The sequence below is a fragment of the Providencia sp. 2023EL-00965 genome, from assembly GCF_033550225.1.
In the GTDB taxonomy this organism is placed as follows: Bacteria; Pseudomonadota; Gammaproteobacteria; order Enterobacterales; family Enterobacteriaceae; genus Providencia; species Providencia manganoxydans.
In genome coordinates, this window is the sequence record NZ_JAWUEH010000008.1 from 120,251 (window position 1) to 140,181 (window position 19,931).

The following is a 19,931-nucleotide window of genomic DNA, read 5'->3' on the forward strand; positions in this document are numbered from 1 at the left end:
AATGGATTTTTCTGTAATAGAGCAAAATTGGCAGTATCTGTTATTTGGTACTTTTCCTGATGGACCAATTGAAGGCGCTTTGTTGACACTAATCATCAGCCTGATTGCAGGTATTGCATCGATTATACTTGGTACGCTAGGCGGTGTTGCTTTGGCGATGCTACGTGGTTTTTGGATGAACCTATTTGCTGCATTTTTAGGTTTTTTCCGTGCAATACCCGTCATTATGTTGATTTTTTGGACCTATTTCTTACTGCCAATTGTCTTTAACGCTGATATTCCAGGCATTACGTCGGTGATTTGTGCATTAGCTCTGATCACTTCAGCTTATCTCGCGCATGCGGTAAAAGCCGGTATTTTAGCGATTGGTCAAGGACAGTGGCAGGCTGGTTTATCGTTAGGTTTTAGTCGCTGGCAGGTATTATGGCAAATTATTTTGCCTCAAGCGCTACGTATGATGGTGCCATCATTTATTAATCAATGGGTAGCCCTGATCAAAGATACTTCTTTGGCTTACGTGGTAGGGGTTGCTGAATTGTCATTCTTAGCTAACCAAGTCAATAATCGTGAAATGGTGTATCCGATGGAAGTATTTTTATTTGTTGGGTTTATCTATTTCATAATGTGTTTGACGCTAGAAATTGTTGCAAACCTTGTCGCAAAACGAATAAGTCGTCAAAATCAATCCACTGCACCATCCATAAAGCGTTCTTTGCTATTTTGGCGTCGACAAAAATTATTGGCCTTATCTTAATTGGTCATTAATGGCGGCTTTGAATGGTCGCCATTAAAATTTCTTTTTTTTCTGCATATTCTGATTCGCCTTGCTGTATCAGTGAGTTAGCGCATTCCTATCGGTTATATTTACGCAAACGTTTTCTTTTTTGCATTTTAACGGTAACACTCTTGTTTTGTTTGTTGTAGGATAGGGCGAAAAAAACTTTTTTTGGGCGCAATATTTCATGAGTAATCAATCTTCTGGCTCTGTGCAGCAGCAGGGTCTGTTTCAGCGTGTTTTTAAATTACAAGAACACGGTACAACGGCAAGAACAGAAGTCGTTGCGGGTTTTACCACATTTCTCACGATGGTTTACATTGTCTTTGTTAACCCACAAATTCTCTCAGTCGCAGGTATGGATATCAAAGCGGTATTCGTGACTACATGTTTAATTGCGGCGATTGGTAGTATTCTAATGGGATTATTGGCAAATCTACCTATCGCTGTTGCGCCTGCAATGGGGCTTAACGCCTTTTTTGCCTTTGTGGTTGTTGGCGCAATGGGATATTCGTGGCAAGTCGCCATGGGGGCTGTGTTCTGGGGTGCGGTAGGCTTGTTTATTTTAACCTTATTTCGCATTCGTTATTGGATCATTGCGAACATTCCATTAAGTCTACGAGTGGGTATCACTAGCGGGATTGGCTTATTTATTGCCATGATGGGCTTAAAAAACTCAGGTATCATCGTTGCGAATCCAGATACTCTAGTTTCTATTGGTAATTTTACTCAACATAATGTCTGGTTGGGGGCGCTAGGCTTCTTCATTATTGCTATCCTAGCTGCGCGTAATATCCATGCCGCAGTATTAGTGTCGATTGTGGTCACGACATTGATCGGCCTTGCACTAGGGGATGTACAGTTTAATGGTATTTTCTCTCTGCCACCAAGTATTACAACGGTAGTGGGGCAAGTTGATATTATGGGGTCGTTAGATCTGGCACTATCAGGGGTTATTTTTGCCTTTATGTTAGTTAACTTATTTGACTCTTCAGGCACCATGATTGGCGTGACAGATAAAGCAGGAATTACTGATGCACGTGGTACTTTCCCACGCATGAAACAAGCCTTGTATGTGGATAGCTTAAGTTCAGTAGCGGGTTCTGCGATGGGTACTTCATCAGTGACCGCTTACATTGAAAGCTCCTCGGGTGTTTCTGTTGGTGGCCGTACTGGTTTAACCGCACTGGTTGTCGGTGTGTTGTTCTTATTGACCATGTTTATCTCTCCACTGGCAGGTATGGTTCCTGCGTATGCAACCGCGGGTGCACTGATTTACGTCGGTGTATTGATGACATCCAGTTTGACCCGTGTTAAGTGGGATGATTTAACGGAATCAGTACCTGCATTTATTACTGCGGTGATGATGCCATTCAGTTTTTCAATTACTGAAGGTATCGCATTAGGCTTTATTGCTTATTGTGCGATGAAAATTGGTACTGGCCGCTGGCGTGACCTAGGTCTGTGCGTGATTTTAGTTTCCATTTTATTTATTTTAAAAATGGTTCTGGTTGACGCTTAATTATCTCTTCTTACCACGCCTTTCGTGATAAACGGTTCTCGTTATGAGAGCCGTTTTGCTATAATGAACAAAAGCAAAATGCAAAAAAATATTCTAATTGCTGCGCAAGAGCTTCCACTGCTAGCGGGATCCTGCTAGATTCCGCAACAGAAACTGACTTTATCAAGGTATCAGACCATGAATTCACCCAAAAAAACGGCGAGCAACCCTGCTGGCAAAACTAAGAAAAAGTACCGCAAGTCTAAAGAAGAACTGAATGCGGAAGGGCGTGAGCGTAAACGCGAGAAAAAACATCGCGGTAACAAAGCTGGAGCGCGTTACCAAGAAAAATCAGCTAATGGTCAGTCAGCTAGCCAAAATCAAGTCAATGATCCACGTATTGGCAGTAAAAAACCTGTTCCTTTGATTGCTGAAGAAAAAGTGGCAGCGCCGCGTCCAGCGAAGGTGAAAGAGCCTGTAGAAAAAGTGAAGTTATCACCAGAGCAAGAGCTGGAAATGCTGGAACAAGATGATCGTTTAGACAGCTTGTTAGCACGTTTAGAAGATGGCGAAACGGTGACAGCGAAAGAGCAAGAGTACATTGATACCTGTTTAGATCGTATTGATGAGTTGATGTCTATTTTAGGTATTGAATTAACGGATGATGAAGAAGAGGAAGATGAAGAAAAACTCGATGACATCATGCGTATTTTAAAAAGTAAGTAATCTGCTTTTTCTTCCTCCTCTGGCAACTCTGCTGGGGGAGTTTTGATGGAATTTCGTTCAATTGATAGCATGTTTGGTGCTACGTCAACTCTCTGTGATGAATCTCGCGTTATACTCTGTGATATGATGAATATAATTTCGCCAATGTATTCATCATACTTAAAACTGCATCTCAAATTATTAGGGTATAAAAATTTATAAAGTGCGATCCGCCAAGTGGGAATTGTCGCTATTGAGGAATGTTAATGTCAGAGCAAAATATCGTTTGGGATCTTTCTCTTATCCAGAAATATAACTATTCAGGGCCGCGTTATACCTCATATCCAACGGCGCTTGAATTTAACCAAAACTATGATGAAAGTGCGTTTGTTGCGGCAACACAACGTTACCCTGATAACCCGCTATCGCTCTACGTTCACATCCCTTTTTGCCATAAATTATGTTATTTCTGTGGCTGTAATAAATTGGTGACTCGGCAAAAACATAAGGCTGATGAATATCTACAAGTAATTGAAAAAGAAATCAGCCAACGCGCGGCACTACTTAAAAATCGTACAGTGACTCAGATGCATTGGGGGGGCGGTACGCCAACCTATTTAGATAAAACCCAAGTCAGTCATTTAGTCTCTTTATTGAAGACACATTTTCATTTTTCTGATGATGTGGAAATGTCGATTGAAATCGACCCACGTGAAATCGAGCTCGATATGATTGACCACTTACGCAGCGAAGGATTTAATCGCTTAAGTATGGGGGTACAAGATTTTAATAAACAAGTTCAGGTTTTAGTCAATCGAGAACAGGATGAAGAGTTTATTTTTGCTCTGATTAACCGAGCAAAAGAGATTGGTTTCACCTCAACCAGCATTGACCTTATTTATGGTTTGCCAAAACAAACACCAGAAAGTTTTGCATTTACCTTAAAAAAAGTGATTGAGCTTTCGCCAGATCGCCTAAGCGTATTTAACTATGCGCACTTGCCTAACTTGTTTGCTGCGCAGCGTAAAATCAAAGATGAAGATCTGCCTAATGCGCAGCAGAAGCTAGATATCTTGCAAGAAACCATAGCGACGTTGACAACAGAGGACTATCAATTTATTGGTATGGATCACTTTGCTAAGCCACAAGATGAGTTAGCTGTTGCTCAACGTGAAGGCATTCTCCATCGTAATTTCCAAGGTTATACCACCCAAGGCAATTGTGATCTATTAGGCCTCGGAGTTTCTGCGATTAGCATGCTAGGGGATAACTATGCGCAAAATCAGAAAGATTTAAAAACGTATTATGCGCAGGTCGAAGAGCAAGGACACGCTTTATGGCGTGGCTTAGTGCTGACTGATGATGATTGTTTACGTCGTGATGTGATTAAAACGTTGATCTGTAATTTTCAACTCGATTTTGCACAAATCGAAGCGTTATATCCAATCGATTTTAAAGCCTATTTCTCAGAAGATTTGCAATTATTACAACCAATGGCAGAGGATGGATTAGTTGAAATGACAGAGACTGGCATTAAAGTCACTCCACAAGGACGTTTACTGATCCGCAATATTTGTATGTGTTTCGATGTTTATCTGCGTAATCAAATGCGTCAGCGCCAATTCTCTCGGGTCATTTAATTGACTGAGGCTCCAGAGTATTTTGGAGCCTCCAAACGATCAGCGATCGATTTTCTCTAACAACTGATAGCTAGCCATTATACGCTTAGGAATAGGTATCCATTTGTTGGATAGCATTACGATGGCTGTTCTTTCTTCAGGTATAAATACTGCGTAAGTGGCAAAGCCATTGGTTGATCCAGTTTTATTGTAATAGGCGCGTATTTCAGGTGCCATTACGGGTTTGATCAATTCAACTTTTTGCGGTTTTAACGCCATCTCATCACGATTGCCTTGCAGTAATTGTGAAAGTGAGACCGGCCATGGATAGCTTTCCCACATCATATTTTGTACAAATGAGTCTGTCAGATAAACCCCTGTATGAGTGTCTTCAATCGCTTCTTGCCAAGGTTTTGATACCTTAGTGGTTTGCATATTGATCTCCAAAAAGCGGATCAAGTCTTTAGCATTGGACTTCAAACCATAGGCTTCCGCATCCAGAATTTCAGGGGTAACCCGTACCGGCTGATCTTGCTTGTTATAACCCTGTGCATAATACTGCTCTTGGCTTTTTGGCACATTGACATAAGTATGCTTCAAACCCAGTGATGGTAGCAGCATTTTTTCCATCGCTTGAGAGAATGGCATATTGAGTTGTTTTGCTGTGATGATCCCAAGTAGGCCAACACCAAGGTTTGAATAAGAGCGGTATTCACCGATTGCTTTCTCAGGTAGCCACTTTTGATAATAAGCTATTAATTGCTCATGGGTTATTACGCCATTGGGGACAAATAATGATAATCCTGATGTATGTGTTGCTAGATTCATTATAGTTACGCGATCAAACGCGCTGTTTTTTAATGCAGGTAAGTAATAGCTAACCCTTTGGTTGAAATCCAATTTTCCCTGTGTTTGCGCGTAAGCAGCAAGGGTGGCTGTAAAGGTTTTTGATAATGAACCAATTTCATAGAGGGTTTTATCACTGACGGCGACTTGAGTTTGTCTTGATTGCACGCCGTAATGGAAGATTTGTTGTTTGCCATCAACAGAAATAGCGACAGACATACCTGGGATCTGTTCTTGCTTCATTAGCGGTTTAATAATGTCATCAACTTGTTGTTGTGTCAGCGCGGAAGCAGAAAGGGATGTCAGTGCTAAACCTAAAGCGATAAAAAGCCGCCCCTGACGAAAAATAGTTTTCATAGAGTTATCCGTTAAAGTAAAAGTTTTAATTATTGCTAGTGAATTTCAGGTATGCTGCTATTTTAGTTTAATCTGTCTCTTAAATAGGTGTTAACCTGCTGTGGATATCAAGTATGCCTACTTTAAATAACGATTTAAAACGATATAAAATTCGATGAGATAAAAGAAAAACTTATGACAGATAGCTATCGTCACCGCCTTCCTTTAAATGCCTTAAGAGCATTTGAGGCTTCAGCGAGACATTTAAGTTTTACGCGAGCGGGGTTAGAGTTAAGTGTTACTCAGGCCGCAGTAAGCCAACAGGTGCGTTTACTTGAAGAGCAACTCGGAGTGGTATTATTTATTCGTTTGCCGAGAGGACTTGCGCTAACAGATGAAGGGTTAGCCTTACTCCCCGTTTTGAGTCGTTCTTTTGATCAAATAGAGTCTTTGTTGCAGCAATTTGAAGATGGTCATTACCATGAAGTGCTGAGTGTTTCGGTCGTGGGAACATTTGCTGTTGGTTGGCTATTGCCTCGATTAGCGGCCTTTGCTGATCTTTATCCGTATATTGATTTACGTATCATGACGCATAACAACGTGGTCAATTTAGCCGCAGAAGGCGTCGATTTTGCCATCCGTTTTGGTGAAGGCTTGTGGCCATTAGCTGAAAATACACCTTTGTTTTCGGCGGCTCATACGGTGCTGTGTTCTGAAAAAATTGCAAACAAACTCAGTCATCCCTTAGATCTTAAAGAGCATAATTTGATGCGTTCTTATCGTAAAGATGAGTGGGAAAAATGGCAGATTGCAGCCGATCTTGAACCATGGCGCGTCAAAGGGCCGATATTTGATTCATCAAGGTTAATGGTTGAAGCGGCATTATTGACTGACAGTATCGCTTTAGCACCTAGTTGCATGTTTGAACATGAGCTCAGTGCAGGAACATTAGTACAACCTTTTCAGACGAGTGTGACGCTTGGCGGGTACTGGTTGAGCCGTTTAAAATCACGTCCGGTGACCTCAGCCATGATGATTTTTCAAAACTGGCTACTGGCTGAGGTGAAATGATCGGCGAGCAAACGAATATCGTTAAGCCATTCTCACTTTGGAAAATAGAGGCTTTATTCGATCCCCAACTCTTTTAATTTACGCGTTAATGTATTACGGCCCCAACCGAGTAAACGTGCAGCTTCTTGCTTATGTCCTTTGGTGTATTTCAATGCACAATTCAGCATGGTGTGCTCCATTAACGGTGTGGTTTGTGCAAGTAAGTTTTCTTTACCATCGGCAAGTGCATCTCGAGTCCAGCGCTCAAGTAACTCAAACCATGGCACATTGCTAGGCATTGGTGAGGTCGTTGCATCTTCTTGATGACGATTATCTAATAAATCCTCTGGTAAATCTTGTGGGAGGATCTCTTGGCTGGCAGCCATGACAGTCAACCAACGGCAGACATTTTCTAACTGTCTAACATTACCAGACCAATAATAGTGTTGGAGAATATGCAGGCTATCTGGATGTAGTACCTTGCTATCAACCCCCAATTCTTTGGCGGTATTTTGTAAAAAGTAGTGGGCAAGGCGTGGAATATCTTCAGTTCTTTCTCTTAATGGCGGTAATTGGACTCGAATGACATTTAAGCGATGAAATAAATCTTCGCGGAATAAGCCTTCTTTTACCCGTTTTTCGAGATCTTGGTGAGTTGCTGCAATAATCCGTACATCGACTTTCACCGGTGTATAACCGCCAATACGATAAAATTGCCCTTCAGCGAGTACACGCAATAGCCGAGTTTGAATATCTAAAGGCATGTCACCAATTTCATCCAAGAACAACGAGCCGCCATTCGCTTGTTCGAAACGCCCTTGTCTGACTTGTGTTGCCCCAGTAAATGCCCCTTTTTCGTGGCCAAACAGTTCGGATTCAATCAAATCTTTGGGGATCGCAGCCATGTTAAGCGCAATAAAAGGCCCATTAGCACGTGGGCTGTGCTGGTGTAGGGCATGTGCAACGAGCTCTTTACCGGTACCTGACTCGCCATTAATAAGGACACTAATCGATGAACGAGAGAGTCGACCAATGATGCGATAAACATCCTGCATCGCGGGTGCTTCACCAATCATGGTGGAAGATACGCTGTCAGTCTTTAGTTTACTGTCTTTTTCTAGGTGATTTTGCTCTCGACTATGGCTTAACGCACGTTCAACTAAAGCAACGGTTTCATCGATATCAAAAGGTTTGGGTAAATAATCAAAAGCACCTGATTGATAAGCATTGACCGCTGCATCAAGATCAGAGTGTGCGGTCATAATAATAATAGGTAGCAGTGGGTGAGATTGTTTTAGCTGATTGAGTAACGCTAAACCATCGACACCCGGCATGCGAATGTCTGATAACAATACATCAGGTTGGCCATGTTCTAAGGCCTCAAGGACACTATCGGCACTATCAAAACAGGTACAGTGAAATGATGCGCTATTAAGTGCTCTTTCAAGCACCCAGCGGATAGAACTGTCATCATCAACAACCCAAATTTTTCCCTGTTGCATTGTCACCTCCTATTTTTTAATTGGCAGATAAATAGAAAACTCGGTATGACCGGGCCAACTGGTAAATTCAATTTTGCCTGAATGTTGATCAATTAAGCTGTGTACAATAGATAAACCGAGTCCAGTACCTCCCGCTCGGCCGCTGACCATCGGATAAAACAGCGTATCTTGGAGAGACAGTGGGATCCCCGGTCCATCATCTTCAATATCAATACGTGCAGCGAGTCGATAACGTTCACCTTGCAACATAACTTGAAAAGCAGTGCGTGTGCGTAGTGTGATGGTACCACCAGTATCTGCGAGTGCTTGTAAGGCATTACGAATAATATTTAGTAGAACTTGCTCTATTTGATCTGGATAGTATTCCAGATCAGGCAAACTAGGGTCGTAATCGCGGATCAAATTCACATTATCTGGTTTTTCTAATGAAACTAAACGAGCAATATTTTCAGCGCTATGATGAATACTTTGCTGTGTTTTTGGCCCGGGGTATTGTGGGCCGAGCAACCGATCAACCAAGGCTCTTAGCCTATCAGCTTGCTCGATGATGACTTGGGTATACTCATTAAGTTGGGGTTCAGGTAACGCTTTAGCAAGCAATTGAGCTGCACCTCTTAATCCACCCAATGGATTTTTAATTTCGTGGGCTAGACCGCGGATCAACTCTCTTGCTGCCAGTTGCTGAGCATTCTGTGCCTGCTCTTGGCTGAGGCGGCGTTGACTATCGAGTTGGGAAAGCTCCAGCAAAATAAATTGTGCTGAAAAAGGCTGCGCGCTTAACGACATTACATGGGAATGATTATTAAATACTAAGGTGACCTCATTATCTGTAAAGCTATGACCTTCCTTTAGGCTATTAATCATTAACTCATCATTTAATGAACAATAACTACAGAGTACAGGTAATGGAGTACCATATATTTTGCGTTGGCTTTGTGCGAGGATTTGCAGTGCAGCGTGATTGGCGTAATGGATCACTAGGTCATAATCAACGATTAAGACGCTGTTTAACAGTGAATCAAGGATGTACTCTGGTGCTGGCAAATGTTCGGTTTTCATGTAATTCTGCTCCTGCACTATTTTGGTGCATTATACTTGATTTACCCAACAAAGCTGCAATTTGAATCAGGATACGGTCAATTAAATGTTGCCTGCAAAAAATCGTGAGGGAGAAAAGGCCCCATCAAAGATGGGGCAAATGTTTCACGGCAACAAAGACTAACAGTGGAACGGCGTGTTACACACTGTAGTACATTTCAAATTCTAATGGGTGTGGCGTCATGCGGACACGTTGAATGTCGCCACGCAGCAACTCGATATAAGCATCAATAGCATCATTAGTGAAAACACCGCCACGGGTTAAGAACTCGCGGTTTTTATCCAATTCAGCTAATGCTTCTTCTAATGAGCCAGCCACAGTTGGAATTTCTTTTGCTTCTTCTGGTGGCAAGTCATACAGGTTTTTATCCATTGCATCGCCTGGGTGGATCTTGTTGATGATCCCATCAAGGCCAGCCATTAGCTGTGCTGCAAACGCTAAGTATGGGTTTGCTGCTGGATCTGGGAAGCGAACTTCGATACGACGTGCTTTGGTGCTTGCAACCACAGGGATACGGATTGATGCAGAGCGGTTACGCGCAGAATAAGCTAACATAACGGGTGCTTCATAACCCGGAACTAAACGCTTGTATGAATTAGTTGTAGGGTTCGTGAAGGCATTCAGTGCGCGAGCATGCTTGATGATCCCGCCAATATAGTACAGTGCCATTTCAGATAAACCGCCGTATTTGTCACCCGCAAACAGGTTGATACCATCTTTTGACAGCGACATATGGCAGTGCATACCTGAGCCGTTATCACCAACTAATGGTTTTGGCATAAAGGTTGCTGTTTTACCATAAGCGTGAGCGACGTTATGCACAACATACTTATAGATCTGGGTTTCATCCGCTTTTTTGGTCATCGTATTAAAGCGGCATGCCACTTCGTTTTGGCCTGCTGTGGCAACTTCATGGTGGTGAGCTTCAACGACCAAGCCCATTTCTTCCATCGTGGTACACATTGCAGAGCGTAGATCTTGTGAGGAATCGACGGGTGGTACTGGGAAATAACCGCCTTTAACACCCGGACGATGGCCTTTGTTGCCACCTTCATATTTAGTGCCAGTGTTCCAAGCTGCTTCGATATCATCGATTTGGTAGAAGCTATTATGCATGCTATTACCGAAGCGAATGTCATCAAAGATAAAGAATTCAGGCTCAGGACCAAACAGAACGGTATCCGCGATGCCACTTGAACGCAGAAAATCTTCAGCACGTTGAGAAATTGAACGTGGGTCGCGGTCATAGCCTTGCATGGTGCCCGGCTCAAGAATGTCACAGCGAATAATTAGTGTAGGATCAGCGAAGAACGGGTCAAGCATCGCTGTTGATGGATCTGGCATCAGTACCATGTCAGATTCGTTGATGCCTTTCCAGCCACCAATTGATGAACCATCAAACATTTTACCTTCTTCAAAGAAATCTTCGTTGACTTGGTGAGCAGGGATGGTGATATGTTGCTCTTTACCTTTTGTATCAGTAAAACGCAAATCGATAAATTTTACTTTGTGCTCTTCTATCAGCGATAAAACGTGTTCTGCGGACATCGTCGGCTCTCCTGGTCAGGTCGGGGTCTGCAAAATAACCACATATACTCGTCATACTTCAAGTTGCAGCGTTGTTGAGTTACGCTCATTCGCGCGCCAGTCACAGACTTATGTATGCTCCTAGCGACTCATTCACTTGTCGCCTAGCTGCACCTCGAATTATTTAGAGTATATAATGGTGTTACTTTGTGCAGTTATTTTTGGGCTTTTCAGCTTTAATTATTCAAGATGTAACTTTCTCACTAATAAGTATAAGCGAAAACCATGCCAACTTTTTAAAATCGCGGGAATACTGGGTATTACAAGGTTATGGCAAATGAGTCAGATAATAAATGGGGCTTGCTGCACCGATTTGGTGCGTTTTGTGGTTTTTGTTGCACTAATTTGGTGCGTAATCATGTAAAGGGAACATTTATAGTGCATATAAAACGTTTAATCACTTACTTAATAATCGCCTATTTTGAGTGAATGTATTTATTAAATAAGATGTAAGTATGTTAGTTATTCTAGGGTTGATTATTAAGCGATAATTAAATTGTTATTTTACTCATTAGGTAATCATTTTTATTTCTATAAAAATTATATTAAATATGATTCAACTATCATGCTTATTTTGTGTTTTTATTTTTAATAAATTTAGTCTGAATCTAGCGATATCCAATCCTAATGAATAAGCTTTACCATACCACTCTTTAGCTTTTTCGATATCTACAGGTACGCCAAGCCCTTTTTCATATAGGTAACCAATATTATACATAGCACCAGCATCATTTTTAGATGCGGATTTTAAATACCATTCCATCGCCTTTTTGTAATCAATATCTACGCCTAAACCGTGTTGATAGAGATAGGCTATGTTATTTTCCGATTTTGCATAACCATTTTTTGCTGCTTTTTGATACCATTCCATCGCCGCTTGGTAATCTTGTTGTACTCCATTTCCATAATCGTATAAAGCACCAATGTTATTTTGCGCTAATCCATTATTTCTTTCTGATGATATTAAGTACCAATTCATTGCTTCTTTATAGCTTTGTAGGACACCAAGTCCCTCTTCATAAAGAAAGCCTATATGGGCTTGAGCTTGGGCGTTGTCATTCTCTGAAGATAGTAAGTAATATTTTTTTGAGTTAGCGTAGTCTTTTTCTTCAAAATAGTAGTTTCCAATATATAATTGAAAACTTGAGAGAGAGGATTTTATTATTTTTATACTGGCATCTGTGTTAGAAGCATAAGATTGAGTACTCATCACTAACATCAACGATATCAAAAAAAGAGTTAAATTTTTTTTTATAGAAAACATAGGCTTTTCCGAATATATAATTTGATTTATCTTATATTTTTCAATTAAGATACTCAATCAAAAAATTGAAATATTGGTGAAGATATGAGTAATGTAATTTATCTTTCAATTGAAGGTGAAAAACAAGGTTTAATCTCAAAGGGATGTGGTACTATCGACTCTATAGGTAATCGATTTCAGCAGGGTAAAGAGGATAAAATTTTTGTTATTGAATACAATAGCTCAATCACGAGAGGGCAAAATTTATCACATCAGCCCATTGAATTTATTAAAGGTATCGATAAATCATCACCATTATTATTAGTGGCTATTTCCAATAATGAGGTTCTAAAATTAACCTTTGATTTTTATCGAACCTCACAATATGGAAAACTTGAAAAGTATTATACTATCATGTTGAATAAGGCATCTATTGTTGATTATTCAACTCGTTACCCTCATTGCATAAATAATAATGAATCTCAACCTGAAGAATCAATAATGGTTCAATATAGAGATATAACCTGTAGCCACCATACAGCCGGGACATCAGGTTATAGTATCACAAATTAACTCGTTGTTTTAATCAAGTGTTCAAAGGCTTTCAATAGCTCATAGCTATCATGTAAGCCTTTGCTTCCTATAATCCTTAAGATTGGACCTATCTCATTTTCAAAATAAAAATAAGTTAATGATAGCTTTTCTTTATCCAGCCGATTATAGAGCGTAGGGCTTAATATTTGTAGTCTTCTTGAGGCTCTATCTAACTTTTCTATTATTCCATAGCAACTAGAGGCTATTAAAAACACATCGATATATCCTTTTGAAAGAGGTTTGTTGACCTTTATGTTCTCTTTTCGCTTAAAAATATTAAAATTTAGAAAAGCTCTCCTAGCTATTAAGTAAACTAATACAGATATAATGGTTTTTTTTACAATAGAATTCTCTATTATTGATGGCGCTTCATTTATTATTTTATGGTATGCGTACTCATTAAATCGCTCTCTTCCCATTTCATTTATTGATGACTTTTCGTTCTTCAATAATAATCTATTTAAACTATCAATTTGATTTTGATCCAAATTTTCATAAATATATTCTGAGACGATACTAGCTGCAATTTCAATAACTTCAAATGGATTTTTAGCATAAAAAAGTAAATGTACTGCTTCGGCATCTCTATCAAAAATAGGATTATAGTTAGTTGTAAGGGCTAATTTACTATGCCACCATAAACTTGATAGTCTATTTAATCCGTGTGCCGTGTTTTTAATCAAATCGTTAATGCCACCTGTAGCTTGATTTTGTACAGATAATACCATTTGTTCAATGGTTTTATTTTTAACGTTTTCGTATCCTTTTCGTATAGAACGCGATAGAGCTCGTACTTCTAATTGAAATGGTCGTTCATATTCTTTTAATGGTTTGTTCTCAGGAGAACAATACCACCAAGCGCCATAGTTTTTAAAATTACATTCTGACATATAATGACCTAAGTATTACTTTAAATTGGGCGTGATAATTAATTTTCGATTATTTAAATATGAACTATTTAACGTGGATGTTTTTTTATTCATTAATAAAAGAACGTTAAGATAACGTACTAATATAATTATAACATTGTATAAACAAAAAATAATAAAAATATCTAGCCTAAAACGTATTGATTTAGTCATTTAATGATGTATTTGATAGTTTATCGCTCACCAAATAAAAAATCTTTTTATGTGACACCTGTAGGTTGAAATAATTGTTAATTAAATGTTAACTTTGGGGTGGCTATTTTTTGTTCGTTCGTAGGAGCCTCGTTGATAAAAATAGCAAAGCTACAGTAAATGTAATTATATCATTAAATTACAATCATAGGTCGTATAGGAGAAAACTTAAAACGGCTAAATTTAATTCACTTAAAGAGAACATATAATGCTAAATGGCATCTATCAGCACATTAAATCGAAATTGTTCTTATTCTTAGGACTGATGCTTGCTTGTCTATATGCAGTTCCTGCTGTTTCGGATAATTTAAAGGCAGGGCAGTTATTAACTAGCCGCTTATTAGATTCAGGCACTCGCTATGAGAACGCAGAAAAAGAATATCTTATTTCTTATCTTTCCACATCACCAAATAATAAGCTTGTTACCGTTTTTGGCCGCATTGCGATACCGAAAGGCGCCGCACCTGAAAAGGGTTATCCTGTTCTGAGCTGGGGAAATGGGACAACAGGTGTCGCCCCACAGTGCTCGCCTTCGCTAGATAATAACCCTGATAGAGATGCTTATTTGAATACAGCGTTGGCACATGGCTATGCTGTACTGCGTACTGATTATGCTAGGTGGGGGGCTGATGGTCCGCGTTTAGAGCTGAATGGGCAAAGCAATGCGAATAATATTGCAGACATCGTTTCTGCGGCTCATCAACTTCCTGAAAATTTGGCAAATGAATGGGTGGCAGTTGGACATAGTTTAGGGGGTGGTGCTGTATTGTGGACTGCAAGTTTACCACCAAATGAAAAATACCCGCTAAAAGGTGCTGTAGCGCTTGCACCAGTCGGGCCTGGAGTACTCAAATTTATTGAATCAGTTGCAGAGGGCTCTGCGCCTAAAGAAGCACAATTCTTTATTGCTATCACTGTGCTTGGTGCGAAGGCGACAGACCCATCAATAGATATTAATAAGCTTGCAGATAACTCGATATTGCCTCAGTTTGATGCGGCGCAACACATGTGTGTAGGGGAGTTGGCTGCATTAAAACCATTGCCTCAGGGTAAATACTTAAAAGAGGGTGCGGATTTGGATAAGGTTAAACGGTTTTTATTAGCACAAGATCCATCCTCCATAAAATTAAATGTGCCGGTTTTACTCATCCAAGGCTCAGAAGATAAAACAACAGTCACACCAGAAACAACGAAACAAATGATGCAGGCACTGTGCAACAGCGGCAATAACGTATTATATAAAGAATATGCAGGGCAGACTCATCGCTCGGTGATTGATGCTTCGAAGAAGAACACATTTGATTTTATACAAAAAATTAGCTCACCTGAGTTAATGAATGAAACTGTAAAAGAGAATGGGTTATTGGGCTGCGAAGCCTCTAAGCTATAAATAGAAATGACCAGCCTTGTATTGCTATATGGTAGATACAAGGCTGATAGTCAGGGTAATAATATAGCTATTCAACATCATGGTCGGTGAGCAGAGTATTGACTTGCTCTATCTGTTGTACAGCATCATTAATGATCTGGGCTATTTGGCGAGTTTGTGTTTCATTTAGCTGTTTGAGTACCATTTTATGGCGTAATAGTGCTTTGAAACGATGAACCGCCATTTCTATATCCTCAGCTAAATTGCCGCCGTGTTGCATATCACGTGCTTTTGCGAGTTTACGAAAAATTGTTGCTTCCGTTTCTTGGTTAAGCTGTAAGTGCTCAGCACCTTCAGCGGTGATCTTAAAGCTTTTACGATTACGCTCTACGATTTCTGATTCAAGAAAACCTTGTTCTTCAAGTAACGTGAGAGTAGGGTAAATGACACCAGGGCTTGGGACATAAAGACCACTAGAAGCTTCTTGAATATCTTTAATGATTTCGTAACCATAGCTTGGTTTTTTAGCAACCAACGAAAGTACCATAATGTGTAAATCACCGTGATCGAATAAACGGCGTAGTCCACGACCTTTACGGCGACCTTCACCATGCCCACGACCTTCGCCGTGACAGTGACGACCTTTACCATGCCCACGACCTTCGCCGTGACAGTGACGACCTTCACCGTGTCCACGACCTTCGCCGTGACAATGACGACCTTCATCATGTCCATGACCTTCGCCATGACAACATTGGTGACCATGTCCGTCTTCATGGCGTGAATGATAAACATGACGGCAAGAATGAATTCGCATATAATTCTCCTTATTTAGATATATCGAATTGATTTATGATAAATATAATCCGATATATCTAATTGGTCAATTTAGATATATCTAAATGTCCCAAAAGGGTCGAAAAATAAACTTTCAAAAACAAAGTCTATTTTTTATTCTTTTTTTTAGCTGATAAGCATGACGATATAGCGTATTATGCTGTTACTTTGTGATTTATCAGTACTGATACCAGTTATTTTCTGCTATATTCCGCGTTTGTTACGCAACTGAATGTTTTTTAGTTAAAAACTTTTTATACAGTGATGAGTTTCACATTTATTCCACTTGTGCGGAAAAACGTGTAAAATAACAGCAAATTAACGTAGAAAGTATGCTTCCTAATAAACATAGGCTTAATAAAGCATATTCCTTTCCTGTCAATTAAACGGTAAAAATCCTTGTCAATTCAAAACTTAAGAAATATCGCCATCATCGCTCACGTTGACCATGGCAAGACAACACTGGTTGGTAAATTATTGCAGCAATCGGGCACGTTCGGTGAACGTGAAACTGTCGATGAGCGTGTTATGGACTCCAATGACTTGGAGAAAGAGCGTGGTATTACCATCCTTGCTAAAAACACCGCTATCCAATGGAATGGTTATCACATCAATATCGTAGACACCCCAGGCCACGCCGATTTCGGTGGTGAGGTTGAGCGCGTTATGTCTATGGTTGACTGTGTTTTACTGGTGGTTGATGCGATGGACGGCCCAATGCCGCAAACTCGCTTCGTAACGCAAAAAGCGTTTGACCACGGTCTGCGTCCAATTGTTGTTATTAACAAAGTTGACCGCCCTGGTGCGCGCCCTGATTGGGTTGTTGACCAAGTATTCGACTTATTCGTTAACTTAGGTGCGACGGATGAGCAACTTGATTTCCCTATCGTTTATGCCTCTGCATTAAACGGTATTGCGGGTCTTGATCACACTGATATGGCAGAAGACATGACTCCACTATACGAAGCTATTGTGGAACACGTTGAGCCGCCAAAAGTCGATCTGGAAGGTCCTTTCCAGATGCAAGTTTCCCAATTAGATTACAATAGCTACTTAGGTGTTATTGGTATTGGTCGTATTAAACGTGGTGTTGTGAAACCTAACCAACAAGTCACTGTGATTGATAGCGAAGGTAAAACTCGCAACGGTAAAATTGGTAAAGTTCTGACTCACTTAGGTTTAGAGCGTATCGATTCTCAACAAGCAGAAGCTGGCGACATTGTTGCTCTAACTGGTTTGGGTGAACTGAATATTTCTGACACTATTTGTAACGTTGGTAATGTTGAAGCACTGCCTGCGTTAGCGGTTGATGAACCAACAGTTAGCATGTTCTATTGTGTTAACACCTCACCATTCTGTGGCCGTGAAGGTAAATACGTGACTTCTCGTCAGATCCTTGACCGCCTGAACAAAGAACTGGTTCATAACGTAGCGTTACGTGTTGAAGAAACTCAAGATCCTGATGCATTCCGTGTTTCTGGTCGTGGTGAGCTACACTTATCTGTTCTGATCGAAAATATGCGTCGTGAAGGTTTTGAGTTGGCAGTGTCTCGTCCTAAAGTTATTTACCGTGAGGTTGATGGACGTAAACAAGAGCCATTTGAGCAAGTCACCTTAGACGTTGAAGAGCAGCACCAAGGCGACGTTATGAAAGCATTGGGTGAGCGTAAAGGTGATCTGCGTGACATGATGCCAGATGGTAAAGGCCGCGTACGTCTTGACTATATCATCCCTAGCCGTGGTTTGATTGGCTTCCGTACTGAATTTATGACAATGACTTCAGGTACAGGTCTACTGTATTCAACATTCAGCCACTATGACGATGTTCGCCCAGGTGAAATTGGTGGCCGTCAAAACGGTGTGTTGATTTCAAACGGTCAAGGTAAAGCAGTTGCTTACGCTCTGTACAGCCTGCAAGATCGCGGTAAATTGTTCTTAGGCCATGGTGCTGAAGTGTATGAAGGCCAAATCATTGGTATTCACTCACGTTCCAATGACCTGACAGTTAACTGCTTAACAGGTAAAAAACTGACTAACATGCGTGCATCAGGTACTGATGAAGCAACCACTTTGTCACCACCAATCAAAATGACTCTGGAACAAGCACTTGAGTTTATTGATGATGATGAATTAGTGGAAGTTACACCACAGTCAATTCGTCTGCGTAAGCGTCACTTGACAGAGAACGATCGCCGTCGTGCAAATCGTTCAAAAGAAGACTAATTATTATTAGTTTTTATTAACAAAGCGCCCTAATTGGGCGCTTTCAAACTATTGGCAAACATATCATGTTTGGCGGCTTACTCTAGGCTACTGCCATTACTGGCAATTACCTGCTTATACCAATGAAATGATTTTTTGGGTGTACGTTTCCGAGAACCATTTCCTTTATCATCTAAGTCAACGTAGATAAAACCGTAGCGCTTACTCATTTCACCAGTAGATGCCGAAACGAGATCAATACAGCCCCATGAAATATATCCAATTATAGGAATGCCATCTTCAATCGACTCTGCTATCTCTTTAATATGCGCACGTAAATAATTAATGCGATAATCATCGTCAACTACACCCTGATCATTCATCAAGTCTCTTGCTCCAAGTCCATTTTCTACTAGAAACAGCGGTTTTTGATAGCGGTCATATAGGGTGTTCATGGTAATACGCAGACCCAGTGGGTCTATGTTCCAGCCCCATTCGCTAGTAGAAATGTATGGATTTGGAAGTGATTCAACCAGATTAGCTTTACTCAAATTATTTTTATTCATCTCTGCTGAAGCGCATCGTGAAGCATAGTAGCTGAAAGAAACGAAATCTACGGTGTTTTTAAGGATCTCATCGTCGCCTGGCTCGGTAATAATTTCGATATTTTTCTCTCGGAACATTCTTTTTGCATAGGATGGATAAGCACCTCGTGCTTGAACATCAATGAAAAAAAGATTTTCACGATCTTTTTCCAGTGCAGCCCAAACGTCCTCGGGTTTACAGCTATATGGATAGAAATTACCACCCGCTAGCATGCAACCAACCTGATTTTCTGGGTTTATTTCATGAGCGATTTTAGTGACCAATGCGCTAGCGATCAGCTCATGGTGTGCAGCTTGGTATATCACCTGCTCTTTATTTTCCCCTTCTTTGAATACTAGCCCTGCGCCAGAGAATGGGCTATGCAGCACGATATTGATTTCATTGAAGGTTAACCAATACTTTACTAAGCCGTTAAATTCCTTGATGCAAGTACGAGCGTAATGACAAAAAAACTCCACCATTTTACGGTTGTACCAAGAACCATATTCACGAACCAAATGCATTGGTACATCGAAATGACATAAAGTCACCAATGGTTCAATGTTGTATTTTTTACATTCAGTAAACAGGTCATGATAAAATTTGAGTCCCTGTTTATTTGGTGTTTTTTCATCACCCTTCGGAAATATACGGCTCCATGCAATTGAGGTCCTAAATACGGTAAACCCCATTTCAGCGAGTAGAGCAATATCTTCTTTATAATGATGATAAAAATCAATTGCTTGATGACTAGGATAATATTCATCATCATACACTTGGAACCGCGTATCTAAACCTAATTTTACATTAAGACGTTTTTCACCATATGGGATCACATCCACGGTACTCAGCCCTTTACCCTCTTCCAGATAAGCTCCTTCAGCCTGATTAGCCGCTATTGCACCTCCCCACAGAAAGCCTTTTGGAAATACTGTCTTTGTCATATCTACCTCAGCTGAT

The 19,931-nt window shown here is 40.4% G+C and carries 16 protein-coding genes; 8 read left to right on the forward strand and 8 right to left on the reverse strand.

What is annotated here, in order from left to right; all coding sequences use genetic code 11:
* The first annotated feature begins 1 nt into the window (after position 1).
* The 4 genes from SC428_RS11845 (at position 2) to hemN (ending at position 4,621) form a co-directional block, all read left to right on the forward strand.
* Positions 2-754, forward strand: a complete 753-nt coding sequence (locus tag SC428_RS11845; RefSeq protein ID WP_070929460.1) for an amino acid ABC transporter permease — start codon at positions 2-4, stop codon at positions 752-754.
* Positions 755-962: 208 nt separating this feature from the next.
* Complete coding sequence (locus SC428_RS11850; RefSeq protein ID WP_140179694.1) at positions 963-2,297, forward strand: NCS2 family permease; 1,335 nt, start codon at positions 963-965, stop codon at positions 2,295-2,297.
* 177 nt (positions 2,298-2,474) lie between these two features.
* On the forward strand, positions 2,475-3,002 hold the full coding sequence (gene yihI / locus SC428_RS11855; RefSeq protein ID WP_318707864.1) for a Der GTPase-activating protein YihI: 528 nt from the start codon (positions 2,475-2,477) through the stop codon (positions 3,000-3,002).
* Between the two features lie 245 nt (positions 3,003-3,247).
* Complete coding sequence (hemN, locus tag SC428_RS11860) at positions 3,248-4,621, forward strand: oxygen-independent coproporphyrinogen III oxidase (protein WP_318707865.1); 1,374 nt, start codon at positions 3,248-3,250, stop codon at positions 4,619-4,621.
* Between the two features lie 39 nt (positions 4,622-4,660).
* Here the strand turns inward: hemN and ampC are convergent, their stop codons facing one another.
* Positions 4,661-5,794 carry a class C beta-lactamase gene (ampC, locus tag SC428_RS11865; protein ID WP_412544658.1) on the reverse strand — a complete coding sequence of 378 codons (1,134 nt, stop codon included), beginning with the start codon at positions 5,792-5,794 and terminating at the stop codon, positions 4,661-4,663.
* A gap of 183 nt (positions 5,795-5,977) precedes the next feature.
* On the opposite strand from ampC, the gene SC428_RS11870 reads away from it, so the two are divergent.
* The gene (locus tag SC428_RS11870; protein WP_318707867.1) at positions 5,978-6,853 is read left to right on the forward strand and encodes a LysR family transcriptional regulator; all 876 of its coding nucleotides are present in this window, start codon (positions 5,978-5,980) and stop codon (positions 6,851-6,853) included.
* Between the two features lie 53 nt (positions 6,854-6,906).
* Here the strand turns inward: SC428_RS11870 and glnG are convergent, their stop codons facing one another.
* The 4 genes from glnG to SC428_RS11890 form a co-directional block, all read right to left on the reverse strand.
* Entirely contained in the window at positions 6,907-8,334 is a 1,428-nt protein-coding gene (gene glnG / locus SC428_RS11875) for a nitrogen regulation protein NR(I) (protein WP_318707868.1), read from the reverse strand.
* A gap of 9 nt (positions 8,335-8,343) precedes the next feature.
* Complete coding sequence (glnL, locus tag SC428_RS11880; RefSeq protein ID WP_140179684.1) at positions 8,344-9,393, reverse strand: nitrogen regulation protein NR(II); 1,050 nt, start codon at positions 9,391-9,393, stop codon at positions 8,344-8,346.
* Positions 9,394-9,571: 178 nt separating this feature from the next.
* Positions 9,572-10,981: a glutamate--ammonia ligase gene (gene glnA / locus SC428_RS11885; RefSeq protein ID WP_272580499.1), complete on the reverse strand. Its 1,410-nt coding sequence runs from the start codon at positions 10,979-10,981 to the stop codon at positions 9,572-9,574.
* Positions 10,982-11,576: 595 nt separating this feature from the next.
* The gene (locus SC428_RS11890; protein WP_175442571.1) at positions 11,577-12,230 is read right to left on the reverse strand and encodes a tetratricopeptide repeat protein; all 654 of its coding nucleotides are present in this window, start codon (positions 12,228-12,230) and stop codon (positions 11,577-11,579) included.
* A 138-nt stretch (positions 12,231-12,368) separates the two neighbouring features.
* On the opposite strand from SC428_RS11890, the gene SC428_RS11895 reads away from it, so the two are divergent.
* The gene (locus SC428_RS11895; protein WP_070929446.1) at positions 12,369-12,836 is read left to right on the forward strand and encodes an Hcp family type VI secretion system effector; all 468 of its coding nucleotides are present in this window, start codon (positions 12,369-12,371) and stop codon (positions 12,834-12,836) included.
* Here SC428_RS11895 and SC428_RS11900 read toward each other — a convergent pair.
* Positions 12,833-13,747 (reverse strand): hypothetical protein, encoded by a 915-nt coding sequence (locus tag SC428_RS11900; protein WP_318707869.1) that lies wholly within the window; start codon positions 13,745-13,747, stop codon positions 12,833-12,835. The genes SC428_RS11895 and SC428_RS11900 overlap by 4 nt on opposite strands.
* 439 nt (positions 13,748-14,186) lie before the next feature.
* Here SC428_RS11900 and SC428_RS11905 point away from each other — a divergent pair, with 439 nt between their 5' ends.
* Complete coding sequence (locus SC428_RS11905) at positions 14,187-15,368, forward strand: alpha/beta hydrolase family protein (protein ID WP_318707870.1); 1,182 nt, start codon at positions 14,187-14,189, stop codon at positions 15,366-15,368.
* A gap of 67 nt (positions 15,369-15,435) precedes the next feature.
* On the opposite strand, the gene SC428_RS11910 is transcribed toward SC428_RS11905, so the two are convergent.
* Entirely contained in the window at positions 15,436-16,164 is a 729-nt protein-coding gene (locus tag SC428_RS11910; RefSeq protein WP_233445662.1) for a PadR family transcriptional regulator, read from the reverse strand.
* Positions 16,165-16,583: 419 nt separating this feature from the next.
* Between SC428_RS11910 and typA the strand changes: the two genes are divergently transcribed.
* Positions 16,584-18,407, forward strand: a complete 1,824-nt coding sequence (gene typA / locus SC428_RS11915; RefSeq protein ID WP_070929440.1) for a ribosome-dependent GTPase TypA — start codon at positions 16,584-16,586, stop codon at positions 18,405-18,407.
* A gap of 77 nt (positions 18,408-18,484) precedes the next feature.
* On the opposite strand, the gene ascB is transcribed toward typA, so the two are convergent.
* Positions 18,485-19,915, reverse strand: coding sequence for a 6-phospho-beta-glucosidase (ascB, locus tag SC428_RS11920; protein WP_140186286.1), 1,431 nt, complete (start codon positions 19,913-19,915; stop codon positions 18,485-18,487).
* Positions 19,916-19,931: the final 16 nt, after the last annotated feature.

Bases quoted from the DNA above. Each gene is read 5' to 3' on its own strand.
- hemN (WP_318707865.1), top strand. From the start codon at position 3,248: ATGTCAGAGCAAAATATCGTTTGGGATCTTTCTCTTATCCAGAAATAT.
- SC428_RS11895 (WP_070929446.1), top strand. From the start codon at position 12,369: ATGAGTAATGTAATTTATCTTTCAATTGAAGGTGAAAAACAAGGTTTA.
- glnL (WP_140179684.1), bottom strand. From the start codon at position 9,393: ATGAAAACCGAACATTTGCCAGCACCAGAGTACATCCTTGATTCACTG.
- SC428_RS11870 (WP_318707867.1), top strand. From the start codon at position 5,978: ATGACAGATAGCTATCGTCACCGCCTTCCTTTAAATGCCTTAAGAGCA.
- SC428_RS11910 (WP_233445662.1), bottom strand. From the start codon at position 16,164: ATGCGAATTCATTCTTGCCGTCATGTTTATCATTCACGCCATGAAGAC.
- SC428_RS11850 (WP_140179694.1), top strand. From the start codon at position 963: ATGAGTAATCAATCTTCTGGCTCTGTGCAGCAGCAGGGTCTGTTTCAG.
- ascB (WP_140186286.1), bottom strand. From the start codon at position 19,915: ATGACAAAGACAGTATTTCCAAAAGGCTTTCTGTGGGGAGGTGCAATA.
- SC428_RS11890 (WP_175442571.1), bottom strand. From the start codon at position 12,230: ATGAGTACTCAATCTTATGCTTCTAACACAGATGCCAGTATAAAAATA.
- glnA (WP_272580499.1), bottom strand. From the start codon at position 10,981: ATGTCCGCAGAACACGTTTTATCGCTGATAGAAGAGCACAAAGTAAAA.
- SC428_RS11845 (WP_070929460.1), top strand. From the start codon at position 2: ATGGATTTTTCTGTAATAGAGCAAAATTGGCAGTATCTGTTATTTGGT.
- yihI (WP_318707864.1), top strand. From the start codon at position 2,475: ATGAATTCACCCAAAAAAACGGCGAGCAACCCTGCTGGCAAAACTAAG.
- SC428_RS11905 (WP_318707870.1), top strand. From the start codon at position 14,187: ATGCTAAATGGCATCTATCAGCACATTAAATCGAAATTGTTCTTATTC.
- SC428_RS11900 (WP_318707869.1), bottom strand. From the start codon at position 13,747: ATGTCAGAATGTAATTTTAAAAACTATGGCGCTTGGTGGTATTGTTCT.
- glnG (WP_318707868.1), bottom strand. From the start codon at position 8,334: ATGCAACAGGGAAAAATTTGGGTTGTTGATGATGACAGTTCTATCCGC.